Annotated in this window: 12 protein-coding genes and 1 pseudogene; 6 read left to right on the top strand and 7 right to left on the bottom strand. The window is 65.1% G+C overall.

The genetic code is table 11. The features are described from left to right. Nucleotides 1-61 precede the first annotated feature (61 nt). Together IC762_RS35815 and asd are read right to left on the bottom strand one after the other, a co-directional pair. A pseudogene (locus tag IC762_RS35815) lies at nt 62-479 on the bottom strand (NUDIX hydrolase); the annotation flags it as partial. 83 nt (nt 480-562) lie between these two features. Then, on the bottom strand, nt 563-1,432 hold the full coding sequence (asd, locus tag IC762_RS26945; protein ID WP_195790307.1) for an archaetidylserine decarboxylase: 870 nt from the start codon (nt 1,430-1,432) through the stop codon (nt 563-565). A 34-nt stretch (nt 1,433-1,466) separates the two neighbouring features. Here asd and IC762_RS26950 point away from each other — a divergent pair, with 34 nt between their 5' ends. Beyond that, nucleotides 1,467-3,131, top strand: a complete 1,665-nt coding sequence (locus IC762_RS26950) for an aminotransferase class III-fold pyridoxal phosphate-dependent enzyme (RefSeq protein ID WP_195785207.1) — start codon at nt 1,467-1,469, stop codon at nt 3,129-3,131. A gap of 286 nt (nt 3,132-3,417) precedes the next feature. Here IC762_RS26950 and IC762_RS26955 read toward each other — a convergent pair whose 3' ends face one another. From IC762_RS26955 to IC762_RS26965, 3 genes are all read right to left on the bottom strand, one after another. Then, nucleotides 3,418-4,038 carry a hypothetical protein gene (locus tag IC762_RS26955; protein WP_195785208.1) on the bottom strand — a complete coding sequence of 207 codons (621 nt, stop codon included), beginning with the start codon at nt 4,036-4,038 and terminating at the stop codon, nt 3,418-3,420. A gap of 235 nt (nt 4,039-4,273) precedes the next feature. Then, the gene (locus tag IC762_RS26960; RefSeq protein WP_195785209.1) at nt 4,274-4,963 is read right to left on the bottom strand and encodes a class I SAM-dependent methyltransferase; all 690 of its coding nucleotides are present in this window, start codon (nt 4,961-4,963) and stop codon (nt 4,274-4,276) included. 36 nt (nt 4,964-4,999) lie between these two features. Beyond that, nucleotides 5,000-6,055 carry a glycosyltransferase family 4 protein gene (locus IC762_RS26965; protein ID WP_195785210.1) on the bottom strand — a complete coding sequence of 352 codons (1,056 nt, stop codon included), beginning with the start codon at nt 6,053-6,055 and terminating at the stop codon, nt 5,000-5,002. Nucleotides 6,056-6,193: 138 nt separating this feature from the next. On the opposite strand from IC762_RS26965, the gene IC762_RS26970 reads away from it, so the two are divergent. Beyond that, nucleotides 6,194-7,576: a TAXI family TRAP transporter solute-binding subunit gene (locus tag IC762_RS26970; protein ID WP_195785211.1), complete on the top strand. Its 1,383-nt coding sequence runs from the start codon at nt 6,194-6,196 to the stop codon at nt 7,574-7,576. 16 nt (nt 7,577-7,592) lie between these two features. Here IC762_RS26970 and IC762_RS26975 read toward each other — a convergent pair whose 3' ends face one another. Next, nucleotides 7,593-8,822 (bottom strand): acyltransferase family protein, encoded by a 1,230-nt coding sequence (locus tag IC762_RS26975; protein ID WP_195785212.1) that lies wholly within the window; start codon nt 8,820-8,822, stop codon nt 7,593-7,595. A gap of 237 nt (nt 8,823-9,059) precedes the next feature. On the opposite strand from IC762_RS26975, the gene IC762_RS26980 reads away from it, so the two are divergent. The 3 genes from IC762_RS26980 to IC762_RS26990 all read left to right on the top strand — a co-directional run bounded on the left by IC762_RS26980 (nt 9,060) and on the right by IC762_RS26990 (nt 12,849). Next, nucleotides 9,060-9,746, top strand: a complete 687-nt coding sequence (locus IC762_RS26980) for a L,D-transpeptidase (protein WP_195785213.1) — start codon at nt 9,060-9,062, stop codon at nt 9,744-9,746. A gap of 196 nt (nt 9,747-9,942) precedes the next feature. Then, nucleotides 9,943-11,511 carry a DUF4403 family protein gene (locus IC762_RS26985; protein WP_195785214.1) on the top strand — a complete coding sequence of 523 codons (1,569 nt, stop codon included), beginning with the start codon at nt 9,943-9,945 and terminating at the stop codon, nt 11,509-11,511. 120 nt (nt 11,512-11,631) lie between these two features. Next, nucleotides 11,632-12,849 (top strand): ABC transporter substrate-binding protein, encoded by a 1,218-nt coding sequence (locus tag IC762_RS26990; RefSeq protein ID WP_195785215.1) that lies wholly within the window; start codon nt 11,632-11,634, stop codon nt 12,847-12,849. Nucleotides 12,850-12,960: 111 nt separating this feature from the next. Here the strand turns inward: IC762_RS26990 and IC762_RS26995 are convergent, their stop codons facing one another. Then, nucleotides 12,961-13,248, bottom strand: coding sequence for a hypothetical protein (locus IC762_RS26995; RefSeq protein ID WP_195785216.1), 288 nt, complete (start codon nt 13,246-13,248; stop codon nt 12,961-12,963). Nucleotides 13,249-13,526: 278 nt separating this feature from the next. On the opposite strand from IC762_RS26995, the gene IC762_RS27000 reads away from it, so the two are divergent. Then, entirely contained in the window at nt 13,527-14,681 is a 1,155-nt protein-coding gene (locus IC762_RS27000) for a mandelate racemase/muconate lactonizing enzyme family protein (protein WP_195785217.1), read from the top strand. Nucleotides 14,682-14,723 lie beyond the last annotated feature (42 nt).

A 14,723-nucleotide genomic window follows, 5' to 3' on the forward strand; every position in this document is an offset into this window, starting at 1 on the left:
GCCTGCCGGAGCTTCCGCCGTTCGGCGGCTGCGGCACGCAGGCGGGCTCGCCGCTCGCTCTCCGCGGCCGCCGCAGCCTGTAGCGCGATCGGCCCGACATTTTCCAGGAACGCACGCTCATAGCCGCGCGACAGCCGTTCGAGCGCGGCCTCCAGCGGCAACCAGTCGACCTCGCGGATGTCGTTCATCAACTCGCGCACGGGTTTGCCGCCGGCATCCATGCGCCAGTAGTGCACGGCCTTGAAGCGGCCGCCGGATTCGTAGACCAGCGTGCCCAGGAATTCGTGCACCTCGACGGCGTGGCCGGTTTCTTCCAGCACTTCGCGCTCGGCGGCAGCGCGCGGCGTCTCGCCGTCGTCGAGCTTGCCCTTGGGCAGCACCCACTCATTGCGCTTGCGCAGGCGCACGACGGCAAAGCGCGGCGGTGTCTCCCGCCGCAGCACAATGCCTCCCGCCGCCAGAACAGGCGTCCGCGCCATCATAAGTCCCGAAGGTTTGCGATTTTGAATTTCGTCGCGTGACGATCACACCAGTATAAAGTTATGCGGCGAAAAAAGCGAGATCAGATGGCAGGCTTTCGCAGCAGCGGCTCGCCGCATTTGATCCGCATTCCTTCCGCGACATTGTCGCAGAATTCGAAATTGTCGGGTGCGAGCACGATGATGGTCGAACCATGCTCGAACCAGCCGAGCTCGTCGCCCTTTTTCACATGCGCGTCGCAGGAGAAATCGACCGGACCTCGGGTCTGCGCATTCAGCGTGCGATTGAGGAAATGCAGACGGAGGCTCGCCACCAGGATCGCGGCGACTGGAACCAGCGTCAGCGGCTCGCCGGTCGACAGCTTTGCGCGCAGCACCGCACGCTCGTTCTTGCAGAACAGACGCTCGACCCGCTTCAGCGCGATCGGATTGACGTTCCAGACGTCGCCATGAATGAACGTCACCTTGTCGATGCTGAGATCATAGGGCGCATGGAAGCGGTGATACATGCTCGAGGTCAGCCGCAGCGTCACGAAGCGGCCGTTGCGGTGCTGCTCGACGAGCGCGGCATCGCCCAGCAGATCGAGCAGCGAATAGGGCGCGCCCTTGACCTGGAACAACTGCCCGTCCTCGATCCGGCCATGCGCGCCGATGATCGCGTCCGACGGACTCGCGATGATGGCGGGGTCGGCCGCGGCCGGGCGCAGGCCGGGCCTGAGCTCGCGGGTGAAGCAGTCGTGCAGGCTCCTGAACTCGGTCTTCTTCGCCTCCGACAGATCGAGGTCGGAAAACAGCTTCCAGAGCGCGATCGAAACGTCGCGCACCAAGGGGTTCTCGACCTTGGAGAACCAGCCCATGAAGCGGGTGATCGCGGCGCGCGGAATCCGGTTGGTGAGCAGGAAATTGAGGTCTTCCTGCTGGGTGAATGCCGAGATCAGGCCCTTGACTGTCATGAATCTGTTAGGTGCCGAGGCTAGCGCTTCTGTCATGGAAACATCCCTTCCGATTCTCTCGCTGTCCGCCGCCGCGCTCGCCGGCGCCGCCGCAGCTTTCCCCAAAATTCAGGCCCGCATCGCGCTGTCGCGGGCCAAGCACCGCTCGCTGGCCGGACATTCCAAGATGTCCAAGATGGTGGCGCGCATGTTGCCGAAATACGAATTCGACATCGACGATTTCTTCCGCTCCGACGGCGCACCGCCGGAGGTCGCGATGCAGCGCCAGGACGGCTTCTTCCGCCTCGCCGGCCTCTACCAGGATCGCTACCCCAAGGGCCGCGCACTGACCGCCGAGGTCTCGGACCGCATCTCCGACCTGCAGTTCACCGAGACCTACCGCGTGCCGTTCCAATACAGCCGCCTGGTCCGCGAGCATCTCAGCACCTCGGCCTTCATGCAGGCCTCCAGCGGCGTCACCGTCACCGACGTCGACGGCAATGTGTCCTACGACCTCACCGGGTCCTACGGTGTCAACATCTTCGGCAACGACTTCTACAAGGAGTGCATCGCCGAGGGTGAGAAGCGCGCGCAGGCACTCGGGCCTGTGCTCGGCCCCTACCACCCTGTCATCGCCGACAACGTCAAGCGGCTCTGCGATATCTCCGGCCTCGACGAGGTCTCGTTCCACATGTCCGGCACCGAGGCCGTGATGCAGGCGGTGCGGCTGGCGCGCTACCACACCAAGCGCAAGCGCCTGGTCCGTTTCGCCGGCAGCTATCACGGCTGGTGGGGCGACGTGCAGCCCGGCGTCGGCAATCCGGTATCGCCGCACGAGACCTTCACCCTCGCCGAGATGTCGGAGAAGACGCTGCACGTGCTGCGCACGCGCAAGGACGTCGCCTGCGTGCTGGTCAACCCGCTGCAGGCCTTGCATCCGAATTCCAACGCGCCCGGCGATTCGGCGCTGGTGGACTCGTCGCGCTCCTCGAAATACGACCGCGCCGCCTATACCGAATGGCTGAAGCAGCTGCGCGAGGTCTGCACCGAGCGCGGCATCGTCCTGATCTTCGACGAGGTGTTCGTCGGCTTCCGTCTCGCCGCCGGCGGCGCCCAGGAATATTTCGGCGTCAAGGCCGACATGGTGACGTACGGCAAGAGCCTCGCCGGCGGCCTGCCGGTCGGCGTGGTCTGCGGCCGCAAGGATCTGATGCGGCGCTTCCGCGACGACCGTCCGGCCGACGTCTGCTTCGCCCGCGGCACCTTCAACTCGCATCCCTACGTCATGACGTCGATGGACGAGTTCTTGAGCCGGCTCGCCAGCCCGAACTTCCGCTCGATCTACAACGGGCTGGAGGAGACCTGGAACGGCCGCGCCAAGGCGCTCAACGACCGCCTCACCGCGCAGGGCCTGCCGGTTCGCGTCGGCAACATCTCGTCGATCTGGACGGTCTATTACACCGAGCCGTCCCGCTACAACTGGATGCTGCAATACTATCTGCGGGCCGAGGGCCTGGCCCTGAGCTGGGTCGGCACCGGCCGCCTGATCTTCACGCTGAACTACACCGACGCCGACTTCGCCGAAGTCACCGAGCGCTTCGTCGCCGCAGCCGAGAAGATGAAGCGCGACAGCTGGTGGTGGCATCAGGACGGCCTCACCAACAAGAACATCAAGCGGCAGATCCTGAAAGAGATGGCCGCCGCGAAGTTCGGGCGCTGAGGCCTCAGCTACCCCGACACATCTATGCCCTTCCTTCGCCTCTCCCGCTTGCGGGAGAGGCCGGAGCGCATCGCCAGATGCGATCCGGGTGAGGGCTCTCTCCACACCAGGACTCCGACTCGCGGTGACACCCCCACCCCAGCCCTCCCCCGCAGGCGGGAGAGGGAGCGCAGTCCCATTGTGGCGAGCAGCTCGGCCGGGTCTCTTCACAGCAGTCCCAAGACGTAGATGCCCGGGACGAGCCCGGGCATGACGCAATTCAAGAAGACGTTGAGGGATCAAACGATCAGGCAGCGTGCTTGACGTGCTTCTCGAGGCCCGGATCGATCAGCTCGCCCTTCATCAGGAACAGCGGCGCCTTGTGATAGAGCTTCAGGTCGTGGAAGGGATCGGTGATGATCTTGGTCATCCAGACCAGGCCGGTCTCGATGTCGCGGATGAAGAACAGGTGCACGGTGCGGAACAGCAAGCCTCCGACGCCGACCGCGAGCCAGATCTTGGCCACCTGCCGGGTGAAGTCGCCCATCGTGACCCACGGCTTGAACAGGCCGAACAGGGTCGGATCGAAGTACAGCACCATCGGCGACAACGCCCAGATCGCCATCAGCACGACCTTGCGCTGAAGATTGTAGCCGACCTTGATGTCTTCCTTGTGCTCGTGGGTCGCGTGGTTGACGTGGTCGTAGCCCTTCGGCTCGAAGAAGAAGTGACCGGCCTGGCGCGAGGTCATCGAGACCAGCCAGCCGACCAGCGCCGACACCATCGGATCGAAGTACAGCATCACATAGGCGAATACGAAACTCAGGGCGCTGACGAAGTGCAGGCTCTGGTTGATCCGGCTGTGATGATAGTAGCGGTGGTCATCCCAGCGCTGGGTACGCAGCTCTTGCAGGAAATTCTTGATCATTGGTTCCCCCAACATCTTTCGGAACAGGGTTTACAGGGATTCGATGTAGCGCGTGTGACATCATCATAATGACATATAACGATGCGGAGCGACGCCTTGACGCAACCGGAGATCTCGCCCCATCCCCAAGAGAAGCCGCGAAACCGGGCTCGGGGTCGAGGATTGGCAGCCTGGCCGCCCGGTCTGAAGGGCGCTGTGCGCCACCTCACCCCGGCGGCCGGCTGCGGCGGCCTCCTCAGGCCGCCTTCGCCACGTCCACTTTGCGGAAACGCACCAGCGAGAAATGGCCGAGCGGCGGGATCAGGCGGCGCTCGGCGAGCTCCATGCCCTTCGTGCCGGCCAGCCATTTGGTGTAGCGCGACCAGGCAAATTCGGCAGTGCGGAAGCCGAGCGGACGCACCACCGGCTGCAGCGTCTGCTCGATGAAGCGGCGCACGCCGGCATCGGCGCTGACGCGGGTCAGGATGATCAGCTCGCCGCCGGGGCGCACCACGCGGGCGAACTCGTCCATCGCGGCTTCCGGGTTCGGCACGGCGGACAGCACGTATTGCGCCATCACCACGTCGAACGAATTGTCCGGGAATTCGAGCTTCTCGGCATCCATCACCGCGAGGCCTTCGACATTCTTCAGGCCCTGCTCGGTGACGCGCTTCTTGGCCTTCTCCAGCATCGCTTCCGAGATGTCGGTGCCGAAGATGCGGACGTTCTGGCCGTACAGCGGCAGCGAAATGCCGGTGCCGACACCGACCTCGAGCACCCGGCCGCCGATCTTGTTGGTGGCCTGGATCGCGGCCTGCCGGCCCTTGCTGAACACGCCGCCGAACACGAGGTCGTAGATTGGCGCCCAGCGGTCGTAGGCCTGCTCGACCGTCTCGCGGTCGAAGTCCATGGAACGGTCGGCGCCCAGCTTGATGATGTCAGCCATAGATCGTTTCTCGTCTGCTTTCGTTCGATTGAGATGTTAATTCGGAACCGCACTGCGGCCGGCGACGCGGCGGGCGGGCCGCGGCGCGCGGCTCGGCTGCAACGTGGCCAGATTGCCGATGAACTGACGCGCACTGTTTTCCCAGGAACGCTCCAACGCGAAATTGCGGCAGGTCTCGCGCGACATCGTCAGCGCGCGCAGGCAGGCCGCGCGCAAATCATTGTCGATGGCGCCGATCGGGTGATCCGCGATGACGTCCTTCGGCCCGGTGACCGGGAATGCGGCGACCGGCGTGCCGCAGGCCAGCGCCTCGAGCTGCACGACGCCGAAAGTGTCGGTCAGGCTCGGGAACACGAAGACGTCGGCAGCGGCGAGATGCGAGGTCAAATCCTGGCCCTTCTTCTCGCCAAGGAAAATCGCGTCCGTGTACTTCTGTTCCAGCGCCGCCTTCTGTGGACCGTCGCCGACCACGACCTTGGAACCGGGCAGATCGAGCGACAGGAAGGCGTCGAGGTTCTTCTCCACCGCGACCCGGCCCATGGTCATGAAGATCGGCCGCGGAAGATCGAGCACTGCCGGCTGGTCCGGATTGAACAGCTTGGTGTCGACGCCGCGGGTCCAGAAGCCGAGCCGGCGGAAGCCGCGCTCGGCGAGTTCGGTGCGAAGCGAGTCGGTCGCGACCATCGTCATCGACCCCGCGGCATGGAAATGGCGCAGCACGGCGTAACCGACGCTGTCGGGAATCCCGGTCCGCACCGAGACATATTCCGGGAAGCGCGTGGTGTAGGAGGTCGTGAAGGCGAGCTTGTTGCGCTGGCAATAGGCCCGCGCCATCCAGCCGATCGGCCCTTCGGTCGCGATGTGGATCGCGTCTGGCGAGGCCTCCTCGATGCGGCGCGCGATCTCGCGGCGGTTCGGCAGCGCCATGCGCAGGCCCGGATAGGTCGGCACGCCGACCGAGCGAAACCCGTCGGGCGTCAGAAACGTTATCTCGGCGCCCAGCGTCTCGGCACTGCGCGCGAGCGAGGTCAGCGTCCGGACGACGCCGTTGACTTGCGGATGCCAAGCATCGGTCGCGACGAGGATGCGCATTGCAGGAGATCCAAATCGTTAATTCTGATTCTGCTCGCACGACGTTCTGACATGGATGTTTCAAACGTATGACGTCATCGAAATGTTAGGTTGTTTTTCAGGGCAGACCTTCGCTTTTTCGGGTAACGTGACAGTATGATGTCAGAGCAAGTGGAAAACTCCGGCGCGGTGCGCCGCAGACTGAGGCGGCGAAACTCGTCGCTGCTGATTCTCGCGGCCGGCCTGCTCATGTTCGGCATCGCCGCGGGCGTGCTGTACTATGCGCTGCGTCCGGTGACGCTGCAGATCGCGGTCGGACCGACCGGCAGCGATGACGTCAAGCTGGTGCAGGCGTTCGCGCAGGCCTTTGCCCATGACGGCAGTTCGGTGCGGCTGAAGCCGGTCACCACGCAAGGCACCGCCGAAAGCATCGCGCTGTTCGCCGCCAACAAGGTCGACCTCGCGGTCGCGCGCGGCGATCTCAATCTGCCGACCAGTGCGGAGTCGGCGGCGATCCTGCGCAAGAATGTCGTCGTGCTGTGGGCGCCGTCGGGCGCGAAAGGCGCGCGGCGCTCCGCACCGAAGATCAAGAGCATCGACGATCTCGCGGGCCGCAAGGTCGGGGTGATCGGCCGCACCCAGGCCAACGTCACGCTGCTGCGCGTGATCCTGACCGAGTCCGGCGTCAATCCCGACAAGGTCGCAATCGCTCAATTCGCCGTCAACCAGATCGCCGATCTCGCGCGCGATCCGTCGCTCGACGCCTACATGGCCGTCGGCCCGCTCGACAGCAAGATAACGGTGGACGCAATCGCGGCGACCGCCGCGGCGCGCGGCGAGCCGCGCTTCCTGCCGATCGACGTATCGGAGGCGATCGCGCAGAAGCATCCGCTCTACGAGTCGGAGGAGATCGCCGGCAGCATCTTCTCCTCGTCGCCGGCACGGCCCGAGGACAAGGTGGAGACCGTCAGCGTCAACCATCTCCTGATCGCGCAGCACACGCTGGACGAGGCGACCGTCGGCGCGCTGGTGCGGCAATTGTTCACGCAGCGGCTCCAGGTCGCGCGCGATGCGCCGGCGGCCGCCAAGATCGAGAAGCCCGACACCGACAAGGACGCCGCGTTGCCGGCGCATCAGGGCGCGGCCGCCTATATCGACGGCACCGAGCGCACCTTCCTGGAGAAATATTCCGACTACATCTGGGCCAGCATCCTGCTGCTCTCCGGCCTCGGCTCGGCCGGCGCCTGGCTGCGCCACTACTTCAAGCGCGACGAGCGCGAGCGCTACATCACCCATCGCGACAATCTGCTCACGCTGATCTCGCGGGTGCGTGGCGCCGAGACGCCGGACGAGTTGGCAAAGATGATGAGCGACGCCGACGATCTGTTGCGCGAGGCGCTCGATTGCTACGACGACGGCGCGATCGAGGAAGGCGACCTTGCGGTGATCGGACTGACGCTCGAGCAATTCCACCACGCCGTCGCCGATCGCCGCACCGTGATCTCAGGCGACAGGCCGGGTCTGCCGCGGATGCGGGCGTAAGCTCGCGGGCGCGACATCAGGAAGCCGCCGGCTGTTCGGCCGCGACGCCGTTGGCCGCAGCAGCAAGTGGCGCGATGCTTTGCGGGCTCGTGGCCGCGTCAGCTTCCGCAAGCCGCCGCGGCGCCACGAACGAGAAGCCGCTGCGCAGCTTCATCACCGGCTTCTCGATCCAGTGCCAGGAGAATGCCGCGAACATCGTCACCATGACGAAGGAGATGCTGAACTGCACGATCATCGAGCCGTGCGGCAGCAACACCTTCACCACCTGCTGCAACGGAAACCCGTACAGATAGATCCCGTAGGAATAGTCGCCGCGCGAGAAGATCGGCAGCTTGGGCACCTTCGACACGCCGATGTAGGCGGTGATGTAGACCAGCGCCGGACAAATGGTCGCGTTGAGCAGCGGTTGGGTCATCCAGTCGACCGGCCCGATGAAGGCGACGGCGAGGCAGAGCGCACAACAGGCGGCGAGGATCCGTCCGTCATAGGGGATGCGATAGCGGTAAAGGTAGATCGCCATGCCGAGGATGAAGGCGACCAGCAATTTCGAGCCGCGCCCCAGGAAGATCCCCGCGCCGAAGATCTTGTCGTGCAGCGTGGCGGTGACGCCGGGCGGAAGCTGCGGCGGCATTGCGCCGTGGCCGGTGAGGTCGAGCGCAAGACCGATGCCCACAAGCAAGACGGCGCCGAGCAGGATCAGCACCGGCCTGCGCAACAGCCCGCAGGAGATCACCACCATCATCATCACGTAGCAGATATATTCGAACGGGATGGTCCAGAGCGAAGAGTTGACCTCCGGCGCGGGATTGCCGGTGAACACACCGGGCAGCAGATAGGTCACCAGGCCGGCGATGTTGCCGAAGTAGCGGTAGGTCGCGAAGCTGGTGAAATAGTCCGACAGCGGCAGGGTCGTGAAAATCGGCCCGAGGATCAGCGCCGAAAGCACGATCTCGACCGCGAGCGCGGGAACGATCCGCAGGCCGCGGTTGATGAGAAACTCCTTCAGGCTCAGCCGCAGCCCGCTGGCCGCGACCAGGAAGCCGCCGAGCGCAAAGAAGATCACGAGCGCCGCATAGTGCGGAAGAAAGACGTACCACGGCTCCGGACCGTTGATGCGTCCCATCGCGATATACGGCGTATGGGCTGCGACGACGGAGACCGCGAGCGCAATGCGGAGAAAGTCGAAGCCCGGACCGAAACCTTTTTGTCGATCCAGCAGATTGCCGATCGATTGCCCCTGCACCATTTCTTCACCATTCAGAAACAATGCCTTGGGTCAGCAAGGGGCGTGCCAGGGAATTCTGTCCCGAGCTGGGACAATTGAGGGTTAACTGTCCCACGAAACACGCACGAAACAATTCCCTAACGCCACGAAACCATTTTGGCGATTTCGTGCAAACGTCCTGAAACGCCTCGCCTGTACTGCTTTGCCTCAACGACGCGCCGAAATGAGCGCGCAAGGCGCAAACAACAGGGGTCGACAATGTTCAAATCCATCAAGCTGAACTCGCGTTTCGTCGCCGCCGCCTTCGGTGCGCTGGCGATCGGGACCGCCGCTTTCTCCACATCCGTTTCGGCCGCTCCGCTGCCGCTGTTCCCGTTCCTGCTGCCGCCGCAGACCGAAGCGGCCCCGCCGGTGCAGTCGATGCCGCAGGTCGAGGAAGAGGACCGCTCCGCCGGGCTCCCGGCCCGCCTGCGCCGCCAGGTCGTCGCCTATCAGAGCCGCGAAGCCCCCGGCACCATCATCATCGATACCCCGCACACCTACCTCTATTATGTTCTCGGCAACGGCCAGGCGATCCGCTACGGCATCGGCGTCGGCCGCGAGGGTTTCACCTGGTCGGGTACCCAGACCATCACGAAGAAGGCGGAGTGGCCGGATTGGACCCCGCCCGCGGAGATGATCGCTCGCCAGCCCAATTTGCCGCGCCATATGACCGGCGGCCCCGGCAATCCGCTCGGCGCCCGCGCCATGTATCTCGGCGGCACCGTTTACCGTATCCACGGCACCAACGCGCCGGAGACCATCGGCACCCACGTCTCCTCCGGCTGCCTCCGCCTCACCAATGAAGACGTCTCGGACCTCTATTCGCGGGTCAGCGTCGGCACCAAGGTGATCGTGCTGCCGATGAGCGACCGCCGCGCCGATCTCGGCACGACGATCCGCTAACCGGCCACATCAGGACATCGACAACGGCTCCGGCACCCAGCCGGGGCCGTTGTCGCGTTTACGATCGTTAACCTGTTCGCCACCATCGCGGCCGCGCGCCTAGTTCCGCCCGTAAACCAGCTTGATCCGGCCACACTGGCGCCCTCCTCGGCGGGCCTGTACAAGTTGTGTCAAGTTCATTTCATCCGGGAAAATGATGCAATTGCCGACGCGCCCGAGGACGATCGTGCTCGCCATCGCGGTGGTGGCGATCTCGTTCCTCGTCAGTCTGAAGGCCATGGACTGGCTTGCGCCGCGCGCCGCAGTACAGGCGCCCAAGCTTGCCGATTTGCCGCCGCTGCCGCCGGCGCCGCGCTCTTCGACCATCGTGGCGCAGGTCTCGGTCGCGCTGTCGGCGATCCGCGACGCCGCCGAGCGCGGCGCGCCGAAGACCTTTGCCGGCAAGGCCGACAATCCGGCGCAGCAGATCCTGCAGAATGCCGATATCGGCTGGACCGCCTCGCGCGGACCGATCGCGCTCGCCGGCGCGCAGGACGTGATGACGCTGACGACCCCGATCAACGGAACGCTGAAAGTCACCGGCGCGCTGTCGGCGAAAGCGACCGGCGCGGTTACCGATGCGCTCGGCAGCCTGCTCGGCGGCAATGTCGCCAAGCAGATCGGCGCGGTGAACATCAAGAACGTCAACGTCAATGGTGAGATCAAGGGCAACGTCACCCTGACCTCGCGGCCGAAGCTCGGCGCCTCCTGGCGGATCGAGCCGAACCTGCAGGCCCAGGTCAATCTGAACGACTCCAGCCTGTCGGCCGCCGGCGTCAAGCTCAGCGTACCGGCCCAGGTCAAGCCGGTGATCGACAAGACCGTCGCCGATCAGATCGCCGCGGTGGAGACCAAGCTGCGCAACGATCCGTCGTTCCAGAACAACATGCGCGCGCAATGGACCAAGGCCTGCCGCTCGATGCCGCTGCAGGGCACCGGTGGCACCTCGACGATGCCGCCGATGTGGCTCGAGCTGCGGCCGATCCGCGCCATCGCGGCGCAGCCGAAGGTCGATGCGTCTTCGCTGATCCTCAACATCGGGGTCGAGGCCGAGACCAGGATCACCGAGACCCAGACCACCCCGAATTGTCCGTTCCCGGACAAGCTCTCGATCGTGCCGCCGATGCCGGGCGGGCTCTCGATCGGAATGCCGGTCGACATGTCCTTCACGACGCTGACCCAGTTGATCGAGGCCCAGCTCAAGGGCAAGACCTTTCCCGAGGACGGCTCGGGCTCGGTCGACGTGACCGTCAAGCAGGCAAGCGTCGCGGCCTCCGGCGATCGGCTGCTGATCTCGCTGCTGGTGCGCGCCAAGGAGAAGACCAGCTGGTTCGGCCTCGGCGCCGAGGCGACCGTGCACATCTGGGGGCGTCCGCGGCTCGACCAGGAGGCGCAGACCCTGCGGCTGACCGACGTCGAGCTGGCGGTGGAATCCGAGGCCGCGTTCGGCCTGCTCGGCGCCGCGGCGCGCGCCGCGATCCCGCATGTGCAGCAGGCGCTCGCCGACCGCATGATCGTCGACCTGAAGCCGTTCGCCAACAATGCGCAGCGCAAGATCGCCGCCGCCTTCGCCGACCTGCAGAAGAACGAGGAAGGCTTGCGCATCGACGCCGACATCAACAGCATCCGGCTCGCCGGCATCGACTTCGATTCGAAGACCTTGCGCGTGATCGTCGAAACCGACGGAACCATCAAAGCGGCCGTGACCGCGCTGCCGGCGCTCTAACCACGGACCCGTTCCACAACCGGCATGCTCAAAAAGTCGCCTTTGCGGCGGCTTGCCGCACCGGATAGAAGAAGCCCGTGGAAGACCCCTTCAGGGAAAAATTTCAGGGAGTGAAATAAGATGAAATTGCTTTTGGCCGCAGCGGCGGCCGGTCTCGCGCTCGCCGCCTCCGGCACCGCGGCCAACGCCCAGATTTCCGACAATGTCGTCAAGCTCGGCGTGCTGACCGATATGTCGAGCCTCTACGCCGACGCCACCGGCAAGGGCTCGGTCGCAGCCGTCGAGATGGCGGTCGCCGACTACGGCGGCAAGGTGAAGGGTGTCCCGATCCAGGTGGTGGTGGCCGATCACCAGAACAAGCCCGACGTCGGCGTCAACATCGCGCGCAACTGGTATGACAACGAGAAGGTCGATGCGATCCTCGACGTCCCGACCTCGTCGGTCGCGCTGCCGATCTCGGCGCTGACGCGCGAGAAGAACAAGATCAACATCAATTCCGGCGGCGGCTCTTCCGACCTCACGGGACCTGCCTGCTCGCCCAACACGGTGCATTGGACCTACGACACCTACGCGCTGTCGAACGTCGCCGGCAAGGCGATGGTCAAGCGCGGCGACGACACCTGGTTCTTCGTCACCGCGGACTACGCCTTCGGCCAGGCGCTGGAGCGCGACGCCGCCAACGTCGTCAAGGAGAGCGGCGGCAAGGTGCTCGGCGATGTGCGAGCTCCGCTGAACTCGTCGGACTTCTCGTCCTATCTGCTGCAGGCGCAGGCCTCCAAGGCCAAGGTCGTGGCACTGGCCAATGCCGGCGGCGACACCACCAACGCGCTGAAGCAGGCCGCCGAATTCGGTCTGACCCAGGGCGGCCAGAAGATGATCGCGCTGCTGATGGAGATCACCGACACCCACTCGCTCGGGCTCAAGGCAACCCAGGGCCTGATCGTGACCGACGCGTTCTACTGGGACATGAACGACGAGACCCGCGCCTTCTCCAAGCGCTTCAACGAGAAGGTCGGCCACATGCCGACCATGATCCAGGCCGGTCTCTATTCGGCGACCATGCATTACCTGAAGGCGATCGAGGCCGTCGGCACCGACGAGGCGCCGAAGGTAATGGAGCAGATGCGCAAGACGCCGATCAACGACTTCTTCGCCAAGAACGGCCACATCCGGATCGACGGCCGCATGGTGCACGACATGTACCTGTTCGAAACCAAGAAGCCCGAGGAATCCAAGGGCGAGTGGGATCTCTACAAGCTGATCGCCACAGTGCCCGGCGACGAGGCGTTCCGCCCGCTCGACAAAGGCGGCTGCCCGCTGGTGAAGGCGGCGAACTGAGTACAGTCCTGTAAGTGGGCAAAGGCGTTTGCGCCGTGCCCACCTTCAAGTGACGGGCTCGAGAGGGTGGGCACGCTGCGCTCTGCCCGCCCTCCGAATCTACAATCACGATCAGCGGCTTGAACGATGCGCGTGGCGCCGCTGCACGTTCACGATGCCCACACCGCTCTCCCGAGCCTGCAAGGCCTGCAGCACCTCGGGCGGCTGCTGCACCAGCGCGGCCGCGGGTGTCGGCGCGCCGCCGTTGAGCACGTCGCGATACTGATAGATCGACTGGAACGCAGCCGGCTCGGAAATCGCGGCCTGGGCGGAGGCTGCCGTCGCCGTGATGGCCGACAGCGCCGCTGCCAGCGCGATGGCTTTGAATGTCGTTCCGGCGTTGGAATTCCTGGTGGTCATGGTAACGCTCCCGCGATTTTCATCGCATACGATTAATTCGCTTGCGCCTGATAAAGGCCCTGAAATCGCGAACTTCAAATATTACGATTTAATCGGATGCGATTTATTCGCGACTACGGCTTCAACTGTTCGTGTGTCGCATCGGCCGGCGACGACGCCAGGCCCGAGCGATCTGCTTTTGAGATGGCGCCATCCGAACAATCTATTTTTCGCAGCGCGCCGCGGCGGCTAAGCCTCTCAGCTGTGATGGAGCGAGGATCGTGAAGGGAGCAAAATCCATGACCATCAGCATCGCGCGCATCGAGGCGTTCCTGTTCCGCGCCGAGGTCAGCGAACCCGTCAAGACATCATTCGGCAGCATTCCGAGGCGCAGCGTTCTCTTGCTCCGCGTCGAGGACACCGATGGCGCGCACGGTTGGGGCGAGATCCGGTGCAACTTCCCGCCCTACAGCGCCGACAACAAGATGCGCTTGCTCGAGACGGTCATCTGTCCGGCGGCGCTGGCCGGCACCTATCTCGATCCCGCCGACGCCTGGCACACGCTCACCGCACGGACCCATCGCTGGGCGCTCCAGGGCGCCGAGCCCGGCCCCTTTGCCGCATGCCTCGGCGGCCTCGATCTGGCACTGTGGGATCTCGCCGCGCGACGTGCCGGTCAATCGCTGCGCGCGATGCTGGCCGGCACGGCCGCCCGCGATGCGGTGCCAGCCTATGCCAGCGGCCTCAACCCCGATACCGCGGCCGAAACGGTGGCACGTTGTCGCGACCAGGGATTCCGCGCCTTCAAGGTCAAGGTCGCCTTCGGGACCGAAACCGATACGGCAGTGGTCTCGACCATCTCGCGCGACCTGCGCGCCGGTGAACGCCTGATGGTCGACGCGAACCAGGGCTGGGATCTGGCCGAGGCCCGCCGCGCTGTGCCGCGGCTCGGCGCATTCGGCCTCGGCTGGATCGAGGAGCCGCTCGCGGCGGACCGGCCTGCGGCCGAATGGGCCGAGCTTGCACTGCTGTCGCCGGTGCCGCTGGCAGGCGGCGAGAACGTGATGGGATACGAGGCGTTCGCGACGCTGATCGCCAACGGCCATCACGGCGTAGTGCAGCCCGACATGCTGAAATGGGGCGGCGTCACGGCGGCGCATGCGATCGGCCGCCGCGTGGTCCACGCCGGGCGCTCCTACTGCCCGCATTGGCTCGGCAGCGGCGTCGGGCTGATGGCCGCGGCTCAGGTCCTCGCCGCGGTCGGAGGTCCCGGTCTGCTCGAGCATGATGTGATGGAGAACCCACTGCGCGAGGCCCTGGCGCAGCCCTTCCCGCGCGTGCAGCAGGGACTGTTCCCGCTGCCTGACGCGCCCGGGTTAGGCGCGGAGCCGGACCTCAAGGCCGCCGCGGACTGGCTGGTGACACGCGCCGAGTACCGCGCGACGCGTGCCTAGAGCATGATCCGGAAAAGTGTGAAGCGGTTTTCCGAAAGGATC

The sequence above is a fragment of the Bradyrhizobium genosp. L genome, from assembly GCF_015624485.1.
GTDB lineage: Bacteria > Pseudomonadota > Alphaproteobacteria > Rhizobiales > Xanthobacteraceae > Bradyrhizobium.

Coding starts and splice junctions, on each gene's coding strand:
- IC762_RS27000 (WP_195785217.1), top strand. CDS start 13,527: ATGACCATCAGCATCGCGCGCATCGAGGCGTTCCTGTTCCGCGCCGAG.
- IC762_RS26970 (WP_195785211.1), top strand. CDS start 6,194: ATGTCAGAGCAAGTGGAAAACTCCGGCGCGGTGCGCCGCAGACTGAGG.
- IC762_RS26960 (WP_195785209.1), bottom strand. CDS start 4,963: ATGGCTGACATCATCAAGCTGGGCGCCGACCGTTCCATGGACTTCGAC.
- IC762_RS26995 (WP_195785216.1), bottom strand. CDS start 13,248: ATGACCACCAGGAATTCCAACGCCGGAACGACATTCAAAGCCATCGCG.
- IC762_RS26950 (WP_195785207.1), top strand. CDS start 1,467: ATGGAAACATCCCTTCCGATTCTCTCGCTGTCCGCCGCCGCGCTCGCC.
- IC762_RS26990 (WP_195785215.1), top strand. CDS start 11,632: ATGAAATTGCTTTTGGCCGCAGCGGCGGCCGGTCTCGCGCTCGCCGCC.
- IC762_RS26980 (WP_195785213.1), top strand. CDS start 9,060: ATGTTCAAATCCATCAAGCTGAACTCGCGTTTCGTCGCCGCCGCCTTC.
- IC762_RS26985 (WP_195785214.1), top strand. CDS start 9,943: ATGCAATTGCCGACGCGCCCGAGGACGATCGTGCTCGCCATCGCGGTG.
- IC762_RS26955 (WP_195785208.1), bottom strand. CDS start 4,038: ATGATCAAGAATTTCCTGCAAGAGCTGCGTACCCAGCGCTGGGATGAC.
- IC762_RS26975 (WP_195785212.1), bottom strand. CDS start 8,822: ATGGTGCAGGGGCAATCGATCGGCAATCTGCTGGATCGACAAAAAGGT.
- IC762_RS26965 (WP_195785210.1), bottom strand. CDS start 6,055: ATGCGCATCCTCGTCGCGACCGATGCTTGGCATCCGCAAGTCAACGGC.
- asd (WP_195790307.1), bottom strand. CDS start 1,432: ATGACAGTCAAGGGCCTGATCTCGGCATTCACCCAGCAGGAAGACCTC.